This window comes from Snodgrassella sp. M0351, from assembly GCF_016100575.1.
In the GTDB taxonomy this organism is placed as follows: Bacteria; Pseudomonadota; Gammaproteobacteria; order Burkholderiales; family Neisseriaceae; genus Snodgrassella; species Snodgrassella alvi.
Window position 1 is genome coordinate 839,910 of sequence record NZ_JACFSG010000001.1, and the last position, 22,273, is coordinate 862,182.

Here is a 22,273-nt window from a genome sequence, read left to right on the forward strand (position 1 = left end):
TTCTAATTAAAGTATCAGTTGATCTTTCAGATCAGGTAGTACGCTCATTTCATACAACCGCTTGCTTAGCTTAACCATTAAATAAAACAAGCGATTAGCAAGCAATTTATAACATTAAAAAGGGAATATTTATGTTAAAAACAGATATTAATTTATTAACAAAATTCTGTCGAAAGCTTTTGTTTTCGTCACTTATTTTATCATCCCCCCTGGCATTAGCAGAAGATTTTACCATTGAGCGTTTAAGCTTATTTGTTTCAGATGGGGCAAACGTTTATGAAAACAGACCTCTTAATACTGCTATCAATACACTACCTTCGAATATCAGTGTAGATTTTCAAACAAAAACAGATGCCAATGGCGATACTGTTTGGCAATGGAACTTAAAGAACAAGTCTAAAGTTAACTATAACAACTTGCGTATAACAGGGTTAATTGATGTCGATCTTGATGCCGTTGGTAATACTTTTTTAATGAGTATGGCTCATTATTGTCACTCAGCGCTCCAAGTGGTTATATTGCTCCCGATAAATGGGAAGTCAGTGAGCCTGGCTATTTAAAAGGTGATCTTATCACACGAGCCAGTCATGGTTCTTTAAAAAATACTTCAGTTTATAACGATGCCAATACAACAGATGACCCTGCTATGGCACTATCAATTGATATTGGCAATTTAAGAGCTGGTCAGGAAATTATTGCGGTTGCCACATTGGCAAGAAACTCAACTATCGGTTTGACTCAGCAAGACAGTATAACATCACCTAAAACATTTTTTAACTTCTATGCAAAAAAAGGATATTTTGATAGAGCTTATCCTGATATGGTGCAAGGCGGTTTACTAACAACAGGTTCAGCCATTAAAGAAGGTAATGTCTGGGTATGGGGATTCAGAGGCTCATCCCAACAAGGCAATGGAACAAAGGTTGTTTCTAGCAATAAAGATCCGGCCAAAGTAAATAGCCTAACGAACATTATTGGTCTAACAGGAGGTGCTTATCACTTAATTGCTTTAGATAATGAAGGAAATGTCTATGGCTGGGGACAAAGCGGATATGGAGAGACGGGTTGTAAACCATCAAAATCAATTTATGTTTCTACCCCTTGTAAGGTATTGAAAAATGCAGTGCAAATTGGAGCTGGTGAGTATTTTTCAGTTGCATTAGATGATGATGGAAAAGTTTGGACATGGGGACATAACTTATATGGGCAGCTTGGTAATAATGGAAAGAAAAATAGTCAGATACCTATTGCTGTTGACTTAAAGGGTGAAAAAGCACGTTTAATTGGTGGGGCTTATGAAGGCGCTTTTGCAGTGACTGAAGAGGGCCATGTCTGGGCATGGGGTGACAATGAAGCCAGCGGGTTAGGTTTTCAAGGTTCTAATTACGGGGTTCAAAAAATAATTCGCACTCCCACGCGTGTGCCTAATTTAGATCAATATGCTGATCGTATGACCTATATCGCCGGTGGCAATGGCTGGGGTGAAGCCTTACTGGATGATGGTACGGTGATTGGTTGGGGGTTACATGCTGCACTCGGACAAGGAACGAATAAAACCAATATTAGCTCACCAGAACCTCTTGTTGTCATGAAAAATGTCGCTCAACTCTATGCGCGTTATGTGGGTTCTATCGCATTAACCGAGGATGGAAAAATCTATACATGGGGTCAAACGGGTGGCAGTGCTTTCCCAATGATTTACGGAGCATCTCCTACCTTACGCACACCACATGCTAATGATCCTGTTGTTTCTGTGGGTGGGGGTAAAGAACATGTGTTCTATCAAACCGAAAGTGGCGCTATATATGGCGTTGGCTATAACGATCTCCATAAAATCGATCAAACCAAATGCTGTGCGTCTAGTATTGATTGGCCGGGTAAAGGCGTAACAATTGGAAATACACGATGAGAGCGTATTCAATCCTATTAATAATTATAAGCGATACACCTCATTTACTGATTAACAAATTAATAAGGAATTTATTATGAAACGAACCAATGAACCTGATAAATATAGGAAAAAAATCAAGCGAAATTTATTAGCTAGCTCAATTGCTTTAGCATTAGTTTCAAGTAATAGCTGGGCTATTTTTCAGAACGGCGATTTTGAGAATGGAGATTTTAGCCATTGGGAGAAAGAGCACGGACTAAACTATAGACTTAAGGGAAATCCTCCATTCACAGCTGACAGCGTTCAAATATCAAATGGTGGAAGTTTTATTTTGAATGTTGTAAGCAACAGCTTTGATCCTAGAGCACCTCATCTAGTTTTACCGAGACAAGGTAACTTTACGGCAAAGCTTAATGATGAGATAGGTGGTAGACATATAAATCAGATATCTCAGAAAGATGTTATCACTGAAGATGACCGTGACCCATCTGATGGAAAACTACACATACGTTTCACTTATGCGGCGGTATTAAACGATCCAAATCATGCCTCCTATCAACAACCTTACTTTCATGTACAGTTGAAAGATTTAACGACAGCAGAAATATTATATGATGATATAGCTTATTCTAACCAACCTGGAAGATTATTTTACACCACTAACTTTAATGGAACTTGGAGATCAACGCCCTTTATTGATGTAGATATGATCGTTCCTGATTCATTAATTGGTCATGAGTTGGAAGTTCGGGCACTAGCTGCTGACTGCTCACAAAATGCACATGGAGGTTACGTTTATGTTGATGCCTTTGGTGCCAATAAAATCAAGCCTCAATAGGGTTGTTTAAATAATGTAAAAGCGCGTGCTAAACCAGGGCAAGTGCAAGTGACTTGGGCAGATAATGGTGCGGATGCCTACCGTATTTATCGCTCTGAAAAATTAGAAGGACCTTATATTAGTTTAGGCGAAACAACCTCAAACTACTCCACATGGCTTGATAAAACGGTCGAAGAGGGGAAGGAGTATTTTTACAATGTACGCCCACTTGACTCAGAAGGTTTAGAATCCTGTGCATCTGGTTCAGTTGTCTCAGTTGTTCCATCACCTATCGAGGCTGGAGAAGTAGCCAATAGACCACCTTATTTTGTCAGTGAGCCTAAAATAGGTGGTGATATTAAAACAGATTATCATTATCAGGCAGAAGCCTTAGATGCTGATGGTGATGATTTAACCTATAGTCTTTTAGCCGGACCTGTTGGTATGATAATCGATAGTCAAACAGGTCTAATCACATGGAAGCCCGATACAATTGGTTTTTATGAGGTCAATATTCAAGTTATCGATGGTAATGGTGGTAAAGTAACACAGTCTTATAATATTGAAGTTATTGATGATAATTTACCTCCTCAAATTACCAATCAAATCCCCACCCGTATTCCTTCTGGTAAGTACTTTAGCCATCAAGTAGAAGCTGTTGATCCTGAAGGTCAGAAAATATCTTACAGTCTTGCTAGCCAGGCATCAGGCATGACTATGAATACAAATGGTTTGATCAGTTGGAGTAACCCTCAGCCAGGTCGCTATCCTATAACTGTAATTGTGACAGATCCTTATGGGGCTAGAGACCAACAATCTGTTGTCTTAGCTGTTAGTGGTAAACCCTCCTTTACGAGTACTCCAATTATCAATGGTACAGTTAATCAGCCCTATACTTATTTTGCACAAGCAAAAGACAGTGGTGGAGATACTATTACTTATAATCTTAGTCAAGCACCACAGGGAATGACTATCAACACTCAAACGGGTGAAATTAATTGGCAACCCTCTCAAGAGTCGGTGGAAAACATTACTGTCGAAGCAATGAATGAAGATGGCAGTGTTGCCACTCAAAGCTACGGATTAACCATCACCGCACAGGCTAATAGAGCACCTGTTATCACAAGTCAACCGAGTACCTATATTGCAGAAAATGCTGCTTATAGCTATCAAGCCAGTGCGAATGATCCAGACGGTGATAAAGTGGTTTGGTCATTAGTTAAGGGGCCTGTAGGTTTAGAGCTGAACCGTGAAACAGGTAAGCTATTTTGGGCACAGGCCATTGCTGGCAGTTACCCTGTTGTGATAGAAGTCAGTGATCAACGAGGTGGTGTCGCAACACAAGAATATACACTGCGTGTTGGTCTAGAAGCTAACCAAGCCCCTCAAATTTTAAGTGTGCCCAATACGAAAAGTAGCTTAGGTGCACCTTATCAGTATCAATTAATTGCTGTCGATCCTGATGAGGATCCGCTAACTTACAAAATAACTAAAGCTCCAAATGGTGCAACGGTTAGTAATACAGGGCTATTTACATGGAATACCCCAGTGCTGGGACAGTATGACATTGAATTAACAGTCACAGACGGTTTGGCGACAGTAACACAAAACTATACACTCGTTATTACGCAAGAGTCTGTTACTAATCAACCACCGTTATTAACCAGTACGCCTGAAACAAGCACAGTAGTCAATGAACTGTATCATTACCAACTTGTAGCAACCGATCCTGATGGGGATGTATTACACTATCAAATCAAAGAAGCACCTGCAGGAGCAACTATTGATGTTAATGGCCTATTCTCTTGGAAGGCAAGAGCAGTGGGTAGCTATACCATTAAACTGGCTATAAGCGATGGTCATTATGAAGTAGAGCAAAACTACATGCTCGTGGTTCGTGATTCAGAACTAGAAAATCAACCGCCACAAATTATCAGTTCTCCAAAAACAGCTGGCTCAATCAATAACGAGTATGAGTATCAGTTAATTGCTGTTGATCCCGATAATGATCCACTGAGCTATTTCTTAGAGGAAGGCCCGGAGGGGATGATGTTGGACTCCCATGGTGTTGTAAAGTGGGAAAAACCAACTTTGGGCAATCATAGCATTAAACTCAGTGTTAGTGACGTACAACATAAGGTTGAACAAAGTTATACCCTCACTATTGGTGATCAAACCATTACTAATCAACCACCACAAATCACTAGTATACCTAAAATACAAGGGGTAGTTAATGACACTTATCACTACCAAATACAAGCTAATGATCCTGACGGAGATCCGTTAACCTATAAATTAGAAGAAGCACCTGCTGGTGTAATTATCGATAAAAATGTACTTGTTACTTGGTAGCCCTGTAACCGTTAGTGGGAACAGCGCAACGGTAACAAGCAATAAATTAGGTTTACATACACTAGACCTGATTGCCAGAGATGCTAAAGGCAGAGAAGTTAAGCAACAAACAAGTTTTATTGTTAAAAACAAGGCTGATATCACTGCACCTACTGCGGAAATAACTGCTCCGGCTAAATCAGATAAGATTAATGTGGCAGAAATCAGCACCACAACCGATATTATTGGTACAGCATCCGATGATAACTTAGTAGAATTTCAAGTTTATTTATCACCTGCCGATGAAGGCAAATGGGTTTCTGTTGCTAGAGGCAATCAATCGGTCATCAATGGCAAATTAGGTACACTCAAACCACAAACGATGCCCAACGGACTTTATGATTTACTGCTGATCGTAAAAGATGAAGGCGGCAACCAAAGCAGTGCAAAAATAGGCGTGGTTATCAGTGGAGAGCAAAAAGTAGGACAATTCTCGTTAAGCTTTACCGATCTTGATATTGATATGGGCAACCTACCTTTACGCCTGACCCGTACCTACGATACTCGTAGTCAGAATGAAAGCCTGGACTTTGGCTATGGTTGGAGCGTGAATTACCAGGATGTTAAAATTCAAACCAACGGTATACCAGGACGTGATTGGGATTTTGCGGAAATAGGTTCCGGTCTCAATAAAAAATTCTGTCCTAAGCCAGTTGGTACCCGAATGGTTACTGTCCGCTTGCCAGACGGTAAAATGGAAAAATTTGAGCCTAAAACAATACCCGAATGTAACAGCTGGATGTCACAGTCAGCAGGTAGTTTCTTCCAATTAGACTTTGCGCCTAAAGCAGGCACTTCTTCAACTTTAGAAGCAACTGATGTTGGTATGCTACGCGTTCATAACGGTGTTCTTTTTGATTACGACAGCTTAGACAAGGTCAACCCACAGCAATTTAAATTAACCACCAAAGATGGGATGGTATATTACCTGGATAAATCGTTCGGTATTCGTCAAATTAAAGATCGTTACGGCAATACCTTAAGTTATACCCATAATGGTATTCAGCATTCTAACGGTGCAGGATTAATTTTTACCCGTGACAACAATGATCGCATTGTACAAGTGGATGCTCCCGATGGCCGCGTACTTAACTACACTTACGATGGTGATGGTAACTTAGAAGGTACCTTTGATCCTAAACAACTAAAAACACGCTTTATTTATCAACAAAGTGCAGATTTAGTTCATCAGCTCAGTGAAATTTATGGTGCTGATGGTAAACGTCTGTTCAAAGCCGAATTTGATGATAAGGGACAGCTCATTCATCAAAGGGATAGTTTAGGTTATAGCGTTAATCTGGAACATGACAATGATAATAACGTGGATAAAGTCACTGACCGTAATGGCAATACCACCACTTACGTTTACGACGATCAAGGCAATATTACCGAAGTAACAGACAGCAAAGGCAATGTGACTCAGTATACCTATGATCAGTTTGGTAATGAAACCAGTGTCACCGATGCCCTAGGACATAAAACAGCTTACGAGTATGACCGCTACGGCAATGTTACCAAAGAAACCAATGCTTTAGGCTTCTCTACCGAAACCACCTATAATGCGGATGGTAATCCTACCCTGGTGACTGATGAGTTAGGCAGAGTCATCAAAAGTACCTATGATCAAACAGGTGATTTAACCCAAATCACTGATGCCATGGGTAATACAACCCATGCGAGCTACACAAGTAAAGGTGATTTAGCCGCACTTACTGATCAAATGGGTAATACAACACGTTTTGGTTACCAAGACAGCAACGGCAAACCGCTAAAAGTATCAGAGACCGATGCCTCAGGTAATGTAACCCGTTTTGAGTATGATAAAAACGGTAATGAAACAGCGCGTAAATACAATCTAGTGATTGACGGCAAAGCCACAGAAATGGTTACCCGTAAAACCTACGATGATAATGGCAATGTATTAACTCACACCAATGAAAATGGCTTAGTCACCACCTATCAATACGACGACTTGAACCAACTGATCAAAGTTACCGATCCTTTAGGGCAAGCAACCCAATACACCTATAACGAACGAGGAGAACAAACTCAAACCCTTTACCCTGATGGTAAAATAGACAGCACCACCTTTGACAAAAATGGTAATGAGGCCAAAACGTGTGTAACGGGTATTTGTACCGAAACAACCTATGATGAGGCTGATCGCCCCATACAAGTCAAAGATGCATTAGGCAATATTACGCAAACCCAGTATGATGCTGTTGGTAATGCCATAGCAACTGTTGATGCCTTAGGCAATACGACCCAGTATCAATATGATGCGCTAGGCCGCCAGATCAAACACATTGATGCGTTGGGCAATACCACGGAATCAAGTTATGATGCGGTAGGTAATCTAACTAAGCAAACGAATGCATTAGGTAATAGTAGTACAACCTTGTATAACGACAATAACCAACCGATCAAAAAGGTCAATGCACTTGGTCATAGTGTGGGTTATGAATATGACAAAGCAGGTCGAAATACAGTCATTATTGATGCATTACAAAACAAAACGTCCTTTAGTTATGATGTGTTAGGACAACTCTTTCAGGTCAGTGATGCTTTAAACAATAAAACTGTTTATGGCTATGATACACAAGGTCGTCAAACCTTACAAAGTGATGCGAATCGTCATACCACACGCTTTACCTATAACAAAGTAGGGCAACGTATTCAACGCACGCTCCCCGAAGGGCAAAAAGAAAGCTGGGAATACAATGCTATAGGTAATATTACCAAGCACACAGACTTTAATGGTAAGGCTACGGGTTATACTTACAATACCAGTCAGCAGTTAGCTGCATTAAATTATCCTGATAAACGCGCTATTAGTTATAGTTATGATGCCCTGGGTAATGTGGCTAAAGTCAGCGATAGTTTAACTGGTGATCTTGACTATACCTATGATCAACTGGGGCGTATTACCCAGGTTTCATCACCTCTTGGTCAATTGTCTTATGAATGGGATGGTAATGGTAATAAAGTATCTCAGCAAGTAAATACGCAAGGTAGCTTTAGTTATGGATATGATGCGTTAAACCGCTTAACCAGCATCACAGCAATAGACGGTAGCGTCACCAGCTTTGAATACGATAAAGTCGGTAATCGTACCCAAATCAACCGCAGTAATGGTACGCAAAGTGTGATGACCTATAACAAGGCCAATCAGCTCACCGGCATCACCCATCAAAAAGGCAGTAAAGTACTCGCTAAGTTTGAGTATACCCTTGATGAAAATGGTCGTCGCACTCAAATAGATGAAACCATTGATGGTGTACAACGTAGTGTTAGTTATCAATATGATGTTACGGGTAAATTATTAACAGAAACCATCCTGTAAGCAGGTCAGCGTAATATCATGGCTTATACCTATGATGCAATGGGTAACCGTTTAACAAAAGTCGCGAATGGTATAACTACCCACTACAGTTATAACAGTAACGATCAGTTAATCAGTGAAACAACGGCAGGATGTCACTACTTCTTACGCATGGGATAATAATGGCAATCTGATTAAGAAAACCAGCCCTGAGGGAGAAATATCTTACTCATGGAGCAGTAGTAATAAGCTAATTGCCATTGATGATCAGGTTAACCGGCGACAAGTGTCTTATCAATACGATGGGCAAGATAATCGTATCGGTAAAGTAACTAAACAAAATGGGCAAACCATTGAAACACAATACTTAGTCGATAGCGAACGTCCTTACAGTGAAGTAGTGTTAGAGCGTACACGTGTAGATCAGGGGGCCTGGAGTGAAACACTTTATGTGCATACGCCTGAGGGCTTAGGTGATTTACTTACCCAAGACCAAACAGGGCAAGTGAACCATCTTTACCAGGATGCACAGGGTTCTACTCGTCTGGTAACCGATCAACAAGGTTCTACCCAATCAATTATTGATTATAATGCCTTTGGTAATGCGCTATTAAGCAGTAAACCTGACAGTACAATCAAGCACCGTTATGTGGGTGAGTATCTTGATCAGGACAGTGGCTTTTATCACTTAAGAGCCAGAGATTATGATCCGAAGATTGGGCGGTTTGTAAGCAGGGATAGTTTTGAGGGTGTTAGGAATAATCCGATTACATTGAATCCTTATCTTTATGCTCATGCTGAGTCTGTCAATATTATTGACCCTAGCGGGTATATGGGACTGATAGACATAAATGTTTCAATGATGAACTCCCTTCAAACAGTTGGCACTAGAATGGCCTACTTTATGAATTTATATGATAAAGTACAAGCCGTATCTGGATTTATTGAGCTTATTTCAGGTACAAATAGTATTATGGGAGTTATTCAAGGATTATCTGCTTCAGACTTTGGAATAAATGGACACCCTAGTAGTGAATCTTTTGACTACCAAGAGGCTATTCAAAGTTTTACATTCAATTTACCAAGAGCTATTTGTACAGGAATAGGAGATTGGGCTTCCGGCTATAGTAAAACAAAAAGGCAAGGTACAAAACTAAAAGGCTTTTTGATTTATATGCCTATGTTTAAAACTCAAATAGAAAATACTCAGAAAACTATTCCAACAGGGGCCAAAATCAGGTTTGGTAATGAAAAAGTACCTATTAAATTAGTTTTTGGTGCAGAAAAAAAAGGTGCTCGTGGACAATTATTTGGACTAGGCATGCAAATGAAAAATTTACGTCAATTAATTAGAATGGATCATCACACCCCCGCACCAGATCATGGTGGAAAAAAGGGATTAAAACCCAAGGAGTTAGGATATTGGATCGATGGAGATTTTCATTATCACATTATGCAATGGCATTAATATGGGAGTCTAAAGATGAATTTACCTTTATGGGAAACAACTTATTATAAAATGTCTGTATCTTGGATGCTAATATCATTTATGACATTAGAACCAGAGCAACAACTGCAATATTTTGAATATCCGCCTTTATATCTAAATGACAAAGATTATGATAGGCCTACGAAAAATGTTCTAATTGCTCTTATGAACGCTTTGTGTGATTATCCTTTCATCAATGAATATGATGAAGGAAGCATTTTAGTAAAAGATGAACAGTTCCGGAATCTATTAAGAATAGCCGATGATACCATTTATTCTTATGAAAGCTTTATGATATCAAACTATTGGTCAAGTCTTAGGAGAACTGCAAAAGAGCTTTTAGAAGAAGCTGAACTGGGAGCGTATCCTGACATTCCTAAGCCTATAGAATTTGATTATTTAGTAGAGTTAGTTGATCCGCCTGAATTTTGTGATTAAAAACTATTTGTTAACGGAGCAGTGATAGCTTATAAAACATTGCAAACATCAATTTTTAAACAGCAAACACACATTGGTAACATAGAAAAATGCACGCCACTCGTATATTTATTACCTGATTATGAAAAATATCAGGTAACAATAAATGGCATTTATATAGTTAATTATATTAATTTCTCTTTTTATATGTGGCTATCTTAAACTAGAACTATCAAAAAATATTGAGATATTAGAGCCTTATATATGGACGTATAGGATTCTAAAAAGTAAAATATGGGACAGTTTTATAAAACTGTCCCATATTTTATTAATTTCTATACAAAATTTCAATCTTAACTATTGGAAGGTCTTATATGAAAGCTGAACCTGCTATTGAGATGCTTCAAGAAATTAAAAATACTATTTTCTCTCAAGATTATTCAATTAAAAATGACGATCTTGCTATTTTTACACAGATAGAAACAATTATTTGCAAAAAATCATCAACGTGTTATGAAATACCAGTAGAAATAAAGAAACTACTTTCTTTATGTGAAGATGAGTCGTTACATTTACTAATTAATACTGTATATACCCCATTAACACCAAAACTTTTAATAAAAGAATATACTACTGATAAAGAATATGCTTCATTCATAAGCTTACAAATGGATTATAATATTATTTCTGAAGATGCTGAAAAGAAAGATTTAGAAGGACTCAGTTATGACGATACACAGAAAGATTACATAGATACAACAATATCATATGAGTTAATGCCTTTATACGATAGTGGTTCATGTTGTTTTATTTTGATTGATTTGAGAGAACAATATTTTGGGCGCCTTATCAATTCTGTTTCTGGGTATTCTAATGTGTTAGCACCAAATTTATATGCACATATTGATGACTTAATTGACGGTCTTAAAAATGAATACTACACCTATGATTCCGATTGGGGTGATATCGAGTATCCTTTATCATGGTATCAAAGAAAGTTATTGAGGACAGGTGAGTATTACTATGACTCATCATTAGGCAAAGTCATGAAGCTTTAAAAAATCTATTATGCTACTCTGAAAGCTACAAAGTTAGGGTTTTATCCTGACATTCCTAAGCCTATAAAATTTGATTATTTACAAGAGTTAGTTGATCCGCCTGAATTTTGGGATTAAAAACTAGACGTGTTATGTTATTTTTTTAGCTGTAATCGTTATATCATTATCCAACAGCTCTTCTAACATACTTTTTAACAAAATATCAGTCATCTAGAATAGTTCTTTGAGGAGAAATAATTTTTAGATCCTGTTGTTTTTATATTTAATCATTGAGTTTTTCTTTAATCAAAATCTTATTTCGCATAATATATATTATGTTAAATTTTAGTATTATATTTAGCTAGTAATAAATATCAATAACAACCTGACTGCCCTAATATAATTAAACTTAATATCGTTGACTTGTTTTAGCATTAAGGGAAAAACTTTCTGGCAACCTTATCCAGCTGTTTGCAATGAGCACTGCTTCCTGCATCTATCCTTGCATTTCCATCATCTTTATAAGCCTTTGCTATACAAATAGTGGACGCATGCCCTATTGCGATCTGTTTACATTTTATTGTCTGTTAACTTGTAGCATTTATCCACTAGTAATCTTCTTTAAAGAAATTAAGTTATTGTATTTAAAATTTTGCTGCGATATCTGAATATACCAAACTTCAAATTTCGCAGCACTCTAATATATTATGGTTACATAAATTGTATGTTTAAATTATTTTTGTTTCCAGCGTTGCTGAGATTCACGAATAACACTTTTTGCTTCTTCTATATCACCCCAATTTGTTACTTGTGTTGTGCCGGCTTTTTTTAAATCTTTATAATGGTTGAAATGAAACTCAATTTGTTTTATTAATTGTGCCGGTAGGTCGGCCAGTGTTTGAATTGCATTACCATTATTGCGATCGTCGGCTGGTACAACAACAATTTTGTCGTCCACTTCGCCATCATCAACAAATTTCATTACGCCAATAATTCTGGCTTCCAGATAAATACCGGTAGTCAATGGCTGATCGGTAATGATTAATGCATCCAGTTCATCACCATCTTCATCCAGCGTTTGCGGTATAAACCCATAGTTGGTTGGTTTAGCAAAAATAACAGGTTCAACGCGATCGAGTTTCATGGTAGCCAGTTTTCTGTCCCATTCTATTTTATGGTTTGATCCGGCCGGAATTTCAACTACTACATTAATAATACCGCCGTCTACATTACCAGCATCCAGAATCTGATTAAAATCTGCCATAATTAAATGTCCTGCTTTAAAAGTTTAAGTAGGCGTATTGTAAACAATGGTTTTTTGTTTGCCCATATTTTATTTAAATTTTACCGGATAAAAAAAATTCTTAGCTATTCGTATTCAAAAGTATTTACTAAAAGGCAAACTATATTAAGTTTGTCTTTTGGATTAAAACTAGATTTTATAGCCGTTCAGTTCTTTGATTTTGCTTTCAGATTTTTTAATGACACAATTATCATAATTAATTTGAGTTTCAGTAAGATTCTGGGCTGTTGGTCTGGAGAGGCAATATTGGTTTACTTCATCAGACCACTGTTCAAATGTCTGATTCAGACTCTGTTGTATATCTTCAGGAATTGTTGACCAGGTTAAATTCACTCTTTTTAATGCGTCAGTTGCCATTTTATCCATTTGAGCTGTTTTTTCCTGTTTAATATCAGCCAGAGAGGATGCCTGTTCATCCAGTAAACTTTGTGCCCGGCTATTTAGCATCATGGTTTCGCAATACTGATTAGCTACTTGTTGTGCTAATGGTGTGCTGTAACCTGATAAAGAACAGTTAGCTGCTAATGCAGTGCTATCCCAATCTTTCTGTTCTTGCTGCACTGTTGCTTTGAAATCAGGATCAAGACCAGCCCATACAGAGCGTAAATTAGCTACTGCATTAGCACGCTCTTGCTGAAATTTAATCAATAGTTTATTGAGTTCTTCTGGCGTTTTTTTATTAAGATTCAAACCTGTTTCATCTGTGTCTGCTTCCGAGGTTGTATCACTGGGTTGCTGGGCATTCACTGTGATAACACTACTGGCCATACTGGCTGAAAGAGTACTCTGGTCATTAACAGGGGGGGTATTTGCTCTATTGCTGAAGAAAATAAAAAACATTGCTACAAGTATGATTATTCCAATCATGATAATTAAAATAATCTTGACACTGTTACTGTGAGATTGCTGATTTTGAATTTGAGCAGGCTGTTCTATAAATACTGGGATTGATTCATCCTGAGATTCTACAGATTCTGGGAAGGATGTATTTGTATTTATAGGCTGTTGCTCTTGATTTGATAAGAGTAAAGCTTTTTGAGCTTCATACTCTTCTTTAGTAATCGCTCCTTTTTCAAGCAAATCAAATAATGCTTCCAATTCTTCAGTTACAGAAGATTTATCCATACCCTAACCCTTTAATGCAGACTGTTAATATATAAAGGTTATAACATAAATTAAAGATTTATTTATAGCAAATTTTTATTTGTTTCTGGTATCCGGGCATTGAAATTATTTTTGATGTTACTTAAATTTTGAAGCTGAGAACATTGAAGATTTTCATGGGTATGATTTAAGTTAGCAACTTACTGAATTTTAGTAAGTTAAAATTTTCCTAAGGACAATATTTATGCCCTATAGTAATAAATAATTGCCCTTTAATGTAAAGAAGCGTATAATTATAATAACCCTGTTGGGTCGTTAGCTCAGTTGGTAGAGCAGTGGACTCTTAATCCATTTGTCCAGGGTTCGATCCCCTGACGACCCACCACATTAACCTATTGAGCTCAATAGGTTAAAATTTTTTGTACATAAATAATAGTCCATTGATATCCCGTTTTGCCATTTTTTGATGTGCGATTTTCATAAAGCTGTCAATCTTTATTGCAAGTGCGTCTAAATGATAATTGTGCGGATAAGCATATTTTTGCATCATTTCCAGCCCCACCCACTTATTTTTCAAATCATACAACTGCCCTCATTCTGTCAGCTAGCTGTCCATGTATGCCTTAAATCATATTGTGAATATTAAATGTCAAGATTTGTTTGACGAATAATCCAGTTTCTGTCAATTTTGGCCACTATCAAATCTCTTGTATTTATACCATCTCTGATGGTTTGTGTTCCGCATTTATAGCGATTGTGCGCTTTTACACATGTAAAAGTTTCTTCCATTTTGTCCATAAAAAAGCCGGCAAGTTGCCGGCATGCATTAAGAAAATAAATAATTTAATTATGCGCGTAATACGCTTAATCCACCCAGATAAGGCTGTAAAGCCTCTGGAATATTAATGCTTCCATCCTCATTCTGATGATTTTCCAGTAATGCTACCAAAGCTCTGCCAACTGCCAGGCCTGAACCATTTAATGTATGTACCAGCTGATTTTTGCCGTCATTATCTTTAAATCTTGCTTGCATACGCCGTGCCTGGAAATCTTCGCAGTTTGAGCAGCTGGAAATTTCCCGATAAGTGTTTTGTGCAGGTACCCATACCTCCAAATCATAGGTTTTAGCGGCACTAAATCCCATATCACCTGTACAGAGAACAATTACCCGATATGGTAATTCCAAAAGCTGAAGAATTTTTTCGGCGTGACCAACCATTTCTTCCAGAGCAGCATAAGAATTTTCCGGTCGCTGAATCTGCACCATTTCTACTTTGTCAAACTGATGCTGCCGAATCAGCCCGCGTGTATCTTTACCGTAGGAACCGGCCTCAGAACGGAAACATGGTGAGTGTGCGGTGAGTTTTTTAGGTAATTCATCTTTGCTTAGAATACGTTCACGCACGGTATTAGTCAGGGTAATTTCTGCGGTTGATATCAGATATTGTTCCTGTGTATTTTCTTCGCCTCCGCAGCTTACTTTATACATATCTTCAGCAAATTTAGGTAATTGTCCGGTACCTAACAGAATTTCAGGATTAACAATATAAGGGGTGTAATGTTCTGTATAACCATGTTGCTGAGTATGGGTATCAAGCATAAATTGTGCCAGTGCACGATGCAGGCGAGCTATCGGACCCCGCATTAATGAAAATCTTGCTCCGGATAGCTCTGAGCCGGTTTTGAAATCTAAGCCTAACGGTTCACCTAAATCAACATGATCCTTAATTGCAAAATTAAATTGTCTTGGCGTACCGAATCGGCGGATTTCGATGTTGTCATTCTCATCTTTGCCCACAGGAACGTCACTATGCGGTAGATTCGGAATTGTCAGGATCAAATTATTAATTTGATTTTGTATGGTTTGGTAGTCCTGATCAACCTTTTCCAGTTCGGTCTTGATTTGGGCAACTTCAGCCATTGTCTGGTTAGCTTCATCATGTTTGCCCTGACCTTTTAGTGCACCAATCTGCTTGGAAAGATTATTGCGTTTAGATTGCAACTCTTCTGTGCGTATTTGTAATTGTTTACGCTGTTGTTCCAGTCGGGTGAAAGTTTCGGTATCCAGATTAAAACCACGAGTCTGTAATTTTTCCGCAATACTGTTGATATCCTGACGGAGTAATTGAATGTCTAGCATAATAATATAGTGTGTTTAGTGACAGATTATAGCCATTATTGTAAACGATTCATTGCTAAAATGAATGCATACAAATTTTATTTAGCTTATAAGCTGGGTTTATTTAATGTTAGCTATTTGACAGGTTAGCCAATTGTTGTGTTTTTTGGATAAATTCTGTTTGTTTCGCTTTTGCCTTACCAGAATCTATGGCGGTAATGGCTAAATCAACACCCTCTTCTAATGAAGAAGTTATGTCTGCCGCATAGATTGCAGCAGCTGCATTGAGCACGACTATATCACGGCAAGGTCCTTTTTCTCCATTTAATACGCTATTCATGATATGCAGCGATTCTTCACTATTGGCCACTTTTAAAGGTTTTAAGTCTTCAATTACCGGCATGTCAAACTGAGTCGGATGGATATCGTATTCCATGATAGTGCCATTTTTTAATTCAGCTATGCGGGTTGTGCCGGTAAGTGTAATTTCATCCAGTCCGTCACTTCCATGTACAACTAAAACATGTTTGCTGCCAAGCTGTTTCAGCACACGAGATAAAATCCCGACCAGATCAATATGGAATACCCCTAAAACCTGGTTGGATGCTGTTGCCGGATTGGTTAATGGTCCTAGTATATTAAAGACGGTACGTACGCCTAATGCCCGACGTACGGGAGCTACATATCGCATGCTGTTATGATGATTTGGTGCATACATAAATCCGACACCAAGCTGATCGATACATTCTCCTACTTGTTCAGGAGCTAATTCGAGTGCAGCACCCATGGCTTCAATGATGTCAGCAGAGCCGCTTGAAGAAGATACGGAACGTCCTCCATGTTTGGCCACTTTTGCTCCGGCTGCTGCAACTACAAACATGCTGGTTGTAGATATGTTGAATGTATGTGCATTATCTCCACCCGTCCCAACGATATCGACTAAATGTTCTCGCTGCTGTACAGGTACTTTTGTTGAGAATTCACGCATAACAGTTGCCGCAGCCGCGATTTCCGATACGCTTTCTACTTTAATACGTAATCCGATTAAAATAGCAGCTATGACTTCAGGCGCCACTTCTCCGTTCATTATCTGGCGCATTAAATCTGTCATTTCATCATAGAATAATTCATTGTTGTCCAGTAAACGATTAAGTGCCTGTTGCGGCGTTATCATGATAATTCTTTCTAAAATATAACTATTTTTAAAATTTTTACTTTATTAGTTATGCTGTTGCAGAAAATTGTGCAACATTGCATAACCATTTTCGGTAAGTAATCCTTCAGGATGAAACTGAACACCTTCTACAGGCAGAGTTTTATGTCTGATACCCATAATTTCATTGTCATCAGTCCAAGCGGTTATTTCGAGACAATCGGGTAAAGTTTCTTTTTCAATAACCAGACTATGGTATCGGGTACAATTTACCGGATTAGGCAGGTTATTGAAAAGGGAGTTATTGTGATGGTAAACAGGTGAAATTTTACCATGCATAACTTTTTTGGCGCGTACTATATTTCCGCCAAAAGCATAAGCTATACTCTGATGTCCCAGACAAATACCCAGTATCGGTATTGTGTGTGCAAAATGTTTAATGGTATCAACAGAAATACCAGCTTCTCTGGGTGTGCATGGACCCGGACCGATGACAATTTTATCCGGAGCCAGTCTGCTAATATCTTGCAGTGTAATTTCATCATTATGCTTAACAATTACGTTTTCGCCCAGTTCGCCAAGGTATTGCACTATGTTAAAGGTAAAGCTATCGTAATTATCTATAAACAAAAGCATTGGCAATACCTCTTATAAGAAATATCAAGTTGTGAACAAATGAGAGATGGCTAAAACTGGTTAAAGTAAGCTTTCCAGTGGGAGTAAGGAGAGCATTTTTACCCAGATACGCTGCCAAAAAATAGTATCCGGTTCATGATGATAAACCTTTGTTTGATTTTTGTCGTTGGTTTCCATCCACTCCAGCTTGCCTTGTGGTGATAGTTTTACCTGATAAGTAACATCCGGCAATGCTTCATTAATTGCCTGATTCATAAATTGTGCCATTTCAGGAGACTGTATAACGACACCCATTTCTGTGTTAAGCCGTGCCGAACGGGGATCAAAATTTAATGAACCGATATAAAGCTGCTGTCCGTCGATGGTAAAAGTTTTAGCATGCAAGCTTGATTCGGAATTACCTGTAAAAGCACGGTCACGTGGCCCTTTTAAAAAGCCCTGATTTTTGAGTTCATAAATTTCTACTCCTTCTTTTAACAGCGGTATTCTATAGTGAGAATAACCAGAATGTACTGCTGCCACATCGGTTGCTGCTAAGGAGTTTGTGAGAATACGTATCTTAACACCCTCTTCCCGTAATTTTTGCAGATACTCAAGACCTGTCTGTGTGGGTACAAAATACGGAGTGATAACCAGTAAATCTTTTTGTGGTTCAACAACGGATGCAGCGAGTGCGTTCAGAGTTAAACTGGCTTTTTGATATTTAATTACCGGTGGTTGTTCTGTATCAGGTTCAATTAAAAGATTATTATCAGACTGGGTGGCTTCTACTATTCTCCTGTTTTTGGGCAGAGCTTTATCAGGATTGTCACTTACCAATATCAGGTGTGCCCATTGATAATCCAGCGATCCGTCTAATAATCGGTTGGCAAAATTGTCACGATTATAGGCATTATCATAACTATTGGCACGTAGATGATTGAAACTGCGATGTTTAAATATAGGCATACTTGCCTGTAATTTAATATGGCGGGGGTGAACTATACCGTTTAAGGGATATGACGAAGCGCTGTTCCAGTAGCGGTCAAAATTGTTTGAAACCTGATTAACAATAGGTCCTATGGCAAGAATATCTAAATCTACAAAAAGTGTGCCTTTACCCATATCAAAATATTCATCACCAATATTCCGTCCGCCTAGAATAGTGGCCTGATTATCAGCTGTGATAGATTTATTATGCATACGCCGGTTTAGGCGGGCAAAATCTGTCATGTAGCTTAAAGCGCGCCAGTGCCGGTGCATAAAAGGGTTAAATAATCTGATTTCGATGTTGGGTTCTTGATTAAGTGCTTTTAATATATTATCAAGGCCGACAGTATTATTGTCATCAAGCAGTAAGCGAACATGTACACCGCGCTGAGCAGCTAAAACTAATTCATGAAAAAGTAGCTGACCGGACGTATCGTTACGCCAGATATAGTACTGTACATCTAGGCTGTGTTCTGCGGCGCGAACCAGAGCTATCCGTGCGGCGAATGCTTCATGTCCGTCATCAAGCGGATAAAGACCGGATAAACCTTTATGTTCGGATACAAGTGAAGCATTAGCATAGGCAAGAGAGGATGGAGTGTCGGCAGTAATATGTGTTTCGATACTACGACCCTGTTGAGAAGGCAGGCTTTGACAGGCCGCCAGAATAGAGACCAGACCCAGATTCAGGCACCATGTACAGATACGATTTATATATTTACTTCCCATGTTTATGCCGTATATGTTGTTAAACTTAAACTTGTAAATTTATAGTGACTGAAAATTGTTATAAACCTAAATCTTGCCATATGGCATCAACTTTAGCTATGGTTGCCGGATCCTTGTGTATTACTTTACCCCATTCACGGTTTGTCTCTCCGGGCCATTTATTGGTTGCATCCAGACCCATTTTCCCGCCAAGTCCGCTAATCGGACTGGCAAAATCCAGATAATCAATCGGTGTATGATCGATTAGTGTTGTATCCCGCACCGGATCCATACGTGTGGTAATTGCCCAGATAACTTCTTTCCAGTCTCTTATATTAATATCATTATCTACTACAATAATATATTTAGTATACATAAACTGACGCAGGTAGCTCCAGCAACCCATCATTACTCTTTTGGCATGTCCGGCATATTGTTTCTTTATGCTGACAACGGCCATGCGATATGAACAACCTTCCGGAGGCAGATAGAAATCAATAATTTCCGGAAATTGTTTTTGTAATAACGGGATAAATACTTCATTCAGTGCGACTCCCAGAATTGCCGGTTCATCAGGCGGTTTACCGGTATAAGTGCTGTGATAAATGGCATTTTCGCGCATGGTAATGCGTTCTACGGTAAATACCGGGAAATCATCCTGTTCATTATAATAACCGGTATGGTCTCCATAAGGACCTTCCAGTGCAGTCTCGTCCGGATAAATAACTCCTTCAAGAACGATTTCTGCCCGGGCAGGAACATGCAAATCATTTCCGATACATTTAACCAGCTCAGTACGCGAGCCTCTTAATAAGCCAGCAAACTGATATTCACTGAGACTGTCTGGTACCGGGGTGACTGCTCCGAGGATGGTAGCTGGATCACAACCCAGTATGACTGATACAGGATAAGGTTTGTTTGGATATTTTTGTTTAAAAGCATGAAAATCCAGAGCACCGCCACGATGAGCAAGCCAGCGCATGATTAGTTTGTTTTTTTTCAGTAGTTGCTGACGGTAAATGCCTAGATTCTGGCGTTTTTTTTCTGGGCCGCGTGTAACTGTTAAGCCCCAGGTAATTAGCGGAGCCGCATCTTCCGGCCAGCATTTTTGAATTGGCAATTGTGTTAAATCAACTTTATCACCTTCTAGAATAATTTCCTGACAAGGTGCTTTTTTGACGATATGCGGAGCCATGCTCCATAAATCTTTGAGTAATGGTAATTTGGAAAAAGCATTTTTGAATCCTTTAGGAGGATCCGGCTCTTTCAGGTAAGCCAGTGTTTTACCTATTTCACGTAATTGACTGGTATCATCTGCCCCCATTCCCATGGCAACACGTTCTGGAGTACCAAAAAGATTAGCCAGAACAGGAAACTGGTATGTTGTTCCTGTCTGATTTATAGTATTTTCAAATAATAATGCCGGTCCCTGCTTTTGTAATACACGATCAGCAATTTCTGTTATTTCCAAATGTGGAGAAACTGATGTTTGAATCCGCTTTAATAATTGCTGCTGCTCAAGAACAGCAATGAATTCCCGCAAGTCACGATATTTCATAACATGATCTTTCAAATTTTACTTGCTGTGTAATTGTTGCTGCGCCCTGCTGAATTCTCCTCTTAACAGCAGGGGTATAGCATTCAGAGATTTGTGTAAAGCTTCGTCTATCAAAACTTTTTCTTCAGCCAATGGTTTATGCAATACATAATGAACAACAAGATTACGATCACCCGGATGACCAATACCTAGTCGTAGCCGGTAAAAATCTGCGGTGCCCAGCCAGGCCTGTATATCTTTTAGTCCGTTATGACCGCCATTTCCTCCGCCTTTTTTAAACCTGATCTGGCCGCAAGGAATATCTAGCTCATCATGAATTACCAATATTTCCTCAGGTGATATTTTGAAGAATTTGGCTATAGATTGCACGGATATGCCTGATTTGTTCATGTATGTGGAAGGTTTAAGCAGCCAGATTTCATTTTCGGGTAAGTTAACTTTTGCTACTTGTCCAAAAAATTTTTTTTCTTCTTTTAAGCTGATTTTCCATAACCTGGCAAGTTCATCAACGAAATCAAAACCTATATTATGCCGTGTATGTTCATATTCTGTGCCCGGATTGCCCAAGCCAACTATAAGCCTGATATGAGACATGTATATTCCTCGGGAATTACAAACTGTATAAAAGTTAACTGAAAAACTATTCTTTTTGCTTTGCACGCCGTCGCCGGTTTTCTTTCGGATCAATCAGTAACGGTCGGTAAACTTCAATTCGATCCCAATTCGATAATATATAATCATCATTAACTTTTTTACCGAATATACCAATGGGTGCTGCATAGAAATCAGTTTGTGGAAATTTTTCTGGTAAATCTGACTGTAATAATACCTGACGTGCACAGCTTCCTGCCGGAACTTTTCCCTGCCAGAGATGCTGATAATCAGTGGTGGCATATACTGCTTCAACAATAATTTCAGTCATCATAGCGTCTGTCTGCTTCCTTAATAAAAGCATCAACCAATGTTGTAGCGATAATGTTAAAGACCGGACCTATTAGTGCTGAAAGTACTGCATTGGAGAATTCATATTCCAGACGAAAATCGATTTTACAGCCCAGATCATCGATAGGAGTAAATTGCCAGGTGCCTTCCAGTTTGCGAAAAGGACCATTAAGCAAACTCATCTGGATTTTATTTGGCCTTTGATTAATGTTTCTGGTAGCAAATGACTGACGTATTTTCATATAGTCCATGTACAATACAGCTTCCAGAGATTGTTCATCCCGTTTGAGAATATCCGTACGATTACACCAGGGTAAAAACTTAGGATAATCTTCAACTGTGTTGACCAGATCAAATATGTGTTCGGCACTATGTAGTACTAAAACGCTTTTTTCAACTGTTTTCATCATTATTGGA

Annotated in this window: 18 protein-coding genes, 1 tRNA gene and 1 pseudogene; 10 read left to right on the plus strand and 10 right to left on the minus strand. The window is 38.6% G+C overall.

Features of this window, described 5'->3' with window-relative positions:
* Nucleotides 1-131 precede the first annotated feature (131 nt).
* The 9 genes and pseudogenes from H3V01_RS03785 (at nt 132) to H3V01_RS03825 (ending at nt 11,385) form a co-directional block, all read left to right on the plus strand.
* Nucleotides 132-560, plus strand: a complete 429-nt coding sequence (locus H3V01_RS03785; protein WP_198186030.1) for a hypothetical protein — start codon at nt 132-134, stop codon at nt 558-560.
* Nucleotides 491-1,909, plus strand: coding sequence for an RCC1 domain-containing protein (locus tag H3V01_RS03790; RefSeq protein ID WP_198186031.1), 1,419 nt, complete (start codon nt 491-493; stop codon nt 1,907-1,909). Before H3V01_RS03785 ends, H3V01_RS03790 begins: the two co-directional genes overlap by 70 nt.
* Before the next feature lie 76 nt (nt 1,910-1,985).
* Nucleotides 1,986-2,729, plus strand: a complete 744-nt coding sequence (locus H3V01_RS03795; RefSeq protein WP_198186032.1) for a hypothetical protein — start codon at nt 1,986-1,988, stop codon at nt 2,727-2,729.
* A 48-nt stretch (nt 2,730-2,777) separates the two neighbouring features.
* On the plus strand, nt 2,778-5,060 hold the full coding sequence (locus H3V01_RS11240) for an Ig domain-containing protein (protein ID WP_198186033.1): 2,283 nt from the start codon (nt 2,778-2,780) through the stop codon (nt 5,058-5,060).
* Nucleotides 5,061-5,421: 361 nt separating this feature from the next.
* Nucleotides 5,422-5,646: pseudogene (locus tag H3V01_RS11245) on the plus strand (DUF6531 domain-containing protein); the annotation flags it as partial.
* Nucleotides 5,647-5,925: 279 nt separating this feature from the next.
* Nucleotides 5,926-8,442, plus strand: a complete 2,517-nt coding sequence (locus H3V01_RS03805; RefSeq protein ID WP_198186034.1) for an RHS repeat protein — start codon at nt 5,926-5,928, stop codon at nt 8,440-8,442.
* 115 nt (nt 8,443-8,557) lie between these two features.
* Nucleotides 8,558-9,889, plus strand: coding sequence for an RHS repeat domain-containing protein (locus tag H3V01_RS03815; protein WP_198186036.1), 1,332 nt, complete (start codon nt 8,558-8,560; stop codon nt 9,887-9,889).
* A 15-nt stretch (nt 9,890-9,904) separates the two neighbouring features.
* Nucleotides 9,905-10,348 carry a hypothetical protein gene (locus H3V01_RS03820; protein WP_198186037.1) on the plus strand — a complete coding sequence of 148 codons (444 nt, stop codon included), beginning with the start codon at nt 9,905-9,907 and terminating at the stop codon, nt 10,346-10,348.
* A 353-nt stretch (nt 10,349-10,701) separates the two neighbouring features.
* Nucleotides 10,702-11,385: a hypothetical protein gene (locus H3V01_RS03825; protein ID WP_198186038.1), complete on the plus strand. Its 684-nt coding sequence runs from the start codon at nt 10,702-10,704 to the stop codon at nt 11,383-11,385.
* Between the two features lie 712 nt (nt 11,386-12,097).
* Here H3V01_RS03825 and H3V01_RS03830 read toward each other — a convergent pair.
* Both H3V01_RS03830 and H3V01_RS03835 read right to left on the minus strand, forming a co-directional pair.
* Entirely contained in the window at nt 12,098-12,628 is a 531-nt protein-coding gene (locus H3V01_RS03830; protein ID WP_198186039.1) for an inorganic diphosphatase, read from the minus strand.
* 168 nt (nt 12,629-12,796) lie between these two features.
* A complete protein-coding gene (locus tag H3V01_RS03835; protein ID WP_198186040.1) occupies nt 12,797-13,792 on the minus strand; it encodes an SHOCT domain-containing protein in 996 nt (331 codons plus the stop codon).
* A gap of 288 nt (nt 13,793-14,080) precedes the next feature.
* Here H3V01_RS03835 and H3V01_RS03840 point away from each other — a divergent pair.
* Nucleotides 14,081-14,156: transfer RNA gene (locus H3V01_RS03840), tRNA-Lys, on the plus strand.
* 462 nt (nt 14,157-14,618) lie between these two features.
* On the opposite strand, the gene serS is transcribed toward H3V01_RS03840, so the two are convergent.
* The 8 genes from serS to H3V01_RS03880 all read right to left on the minus strand — a co-directional run bounded on the left by serS (nt 14,619) and on the right by H3V01_RS03880 (nt 22,263).
* Nucleotides 14,619-15,911 carry a serine--tRNA ligase gene (gene serS / locus H3V01_RS03845; protein ID WP_198186041.1) on the minus strand — a complete coding sequence of 431 codons (1,293 nt, stop codon included), beginning with the start codon at nt 15,909-15,911 and terminating at the stop codon, nt 14,619-14,621.
* Nucleotides 15,912-16,020: 109 nt separating this feature from the next.
* The gene (gene trpD / locus H3V01_RS03850) at nt 16,021-17,064 is read right to left on the minus strand and encodes an anthranilate phosphoribosyltransferase (RefSeq protein ID WP_084548459.1); all 1,044 of its coding nucleotides are present in this window, start codon (nt 17,062-17,064) and stop codon (nt 16,021-16,023) included.
* Nucleotides 17,065-17,109: 45 nt separating this feature from the next.
* On the minus strand, nt 17,110-17,679 hold the full coding sequence (locus tag H3V01_RS03855; RefSeq protein WP_084565647.1) for an anthranilate synthase component II: 570 nt from the start codon (nt 17,677-17,679) through the stop codon (nt 17,110-17,112).
* 60 nt (nt 17,680-17,739) lie between these two features.
* Entirely contained in the window at nt 17,740-19,377 is a 1,638-nt protein-coding gene (locus H3V01_RS03860; protein ID WP_198186042.1) for a phospholipase D family protein, read from the minus strand.
* 58 nt (nt 19,378-19,435) lie between these two features.
* Nucleotides 19,436-20,914 (minus strand): 4-hydroxy-3-polyprenylbenzoate decarboxylase, encoded by a 1,479-nt coding sequence (gene ubiD, locus H3V01_RS03865; protein ID WP_198186043.1) that lies wholly within the window; start codon nt 20,912-20,914, stop codon nt 19,436-19,438.
* An 18-nt stretch (nt 20,915-20,932) separates the two neighbouring features.
* On the minus strand, nt 20,933-21,508 hold the full coding sequence (pth, locus tag H3V01_RS03870; RefSeq protein WP_198186044.1) for an aminoacyl-tRNA hydrolase: 576 nt from the start codon (nt 21,506-21,508) through the stop codon (nt 20,933-20,935).
* 46 nt (nt 21,509-21,554) lie between these two features.
* A complete protein-coding gene (locus H3V01_RS03875) occupies nt 21,555-21,839 on the minus strand; it encodes an RnfH family protein (RefSeq protein WP_341463840.1) in 285 nt (94 codons plus the stop codon).
* A complete protein-coding gene (locus tag H3V01_RS03880) occupies nt 21,829-22,263 on the minus strand; it encodes a type II toxin-antitoxin system RatA family toxin (RefSeq protein ID WP_037393303.1) in 435 nt (144 codons plus the stop codon). Before H3V01_RS03880 ends, H3V01_RS03875 begins: the two co-directional genes overlap by 11 nt.
* Nucleotides 22,264-22,273: the final 10 nt, after the last annotated feature.

Coding starts and splice junctions, on each gene's coding strand:
- H3V01_RS03785 (WP_198186030.1), top strand. CDS start 132: ATGTTAAAAACAGATATTAATTTATTAACAAAATTCTGTCGAAAGCTT.
- H3V01_RS03795 (WP_198186032.1), top strand. CDS start 1,986: ATGAAACGAACCAATGAACCTGATAAATATAGGAAAAAAATCAAGCGA.
- H3V01_RS03805 (WP_198186034.1), top strand. CDS start 5,926: ATGCTACGCGTTCATAACGGTGTTCTTTTTGATTACGACAGCTTAGAC.
- H3V01_RS03820 (WP_198186037.1), top strand. CDS start 9,905: ATGAATTTACCTTTATGGGAAACAACTTATTATAAAATGTCTGTATCT.
- H3V01_RS03825 (WP_198186038.1), top strand. CDS start 10,702: ATGAAAGCTGAACCTGCTATTGAGATGCTTCAAGAAATTAAAAATACT.
- H3V01_RS03830 (WP_198186039.1), bottom strand. CDS start 12,628: ATGGCAGATTTTAATCAGATTCTGGATGCTGGTAATGTAGACGGCGGT.
- H3V01_RS03835 (WP_198186040.1), bottom strand. CDS start 13,792: ATGGATAAATCTTCTGTAACTGAAGAATTGGAAGCATTATTTGATTTG.
- serS (WP_198186041.1), bottom strand. CDS start 15,911: ATGCTAGACATTCAATTACTCCGTCAGGATATCAACAGTATTGCGGAA.
- trpD (WP_084548459.1), bottom strand. CDS start 17,064: ATGATAACGCCGCAACAGGCACTTAATCGTTTACTGGACAACAATGAA.
- H3V01_RS03855 (WP_084565647.1), bottom strand. CDS start 17,679: ATGCTTTTGTTTATAGATAATTACGATAGCTTTACCTTTAACATAGTG.
- H3V01_RS03860 (WP_198186042.1), bottom strand. CDS start 19,377: ATGGGAAGTAAATATATAAATCGTATCTGTACATGGTGCCTGAATCTG.
- ubiD (WP_198186043.1), bottom strand. CDS start 20,914: ATGAAATATCGTGACTTGCGGGAATTCATTGCTGTTCTTGAGCAGCAG.
- pth (WP_198186044.1), bottom strand. CDS start 21,508: ATGTCTCATATCAGGCTTATAGTTGGCTTGGGCAATCCGGGCACAGAA.
- H3V01_RS03875 (WP_341463840.1), bottom strand. CDS start 21,839: ATGATGACTGAAATTATTGTTGAAGCAGTATATGCCACCACTGATTAT.
- H3V01_RS03880 (WP_037393303.1), bottom strand. CDS start 22,263: ATGAAAACAGTTGAAAAAAGCGTTTTAGTACTACATAGTGCCGAACAC.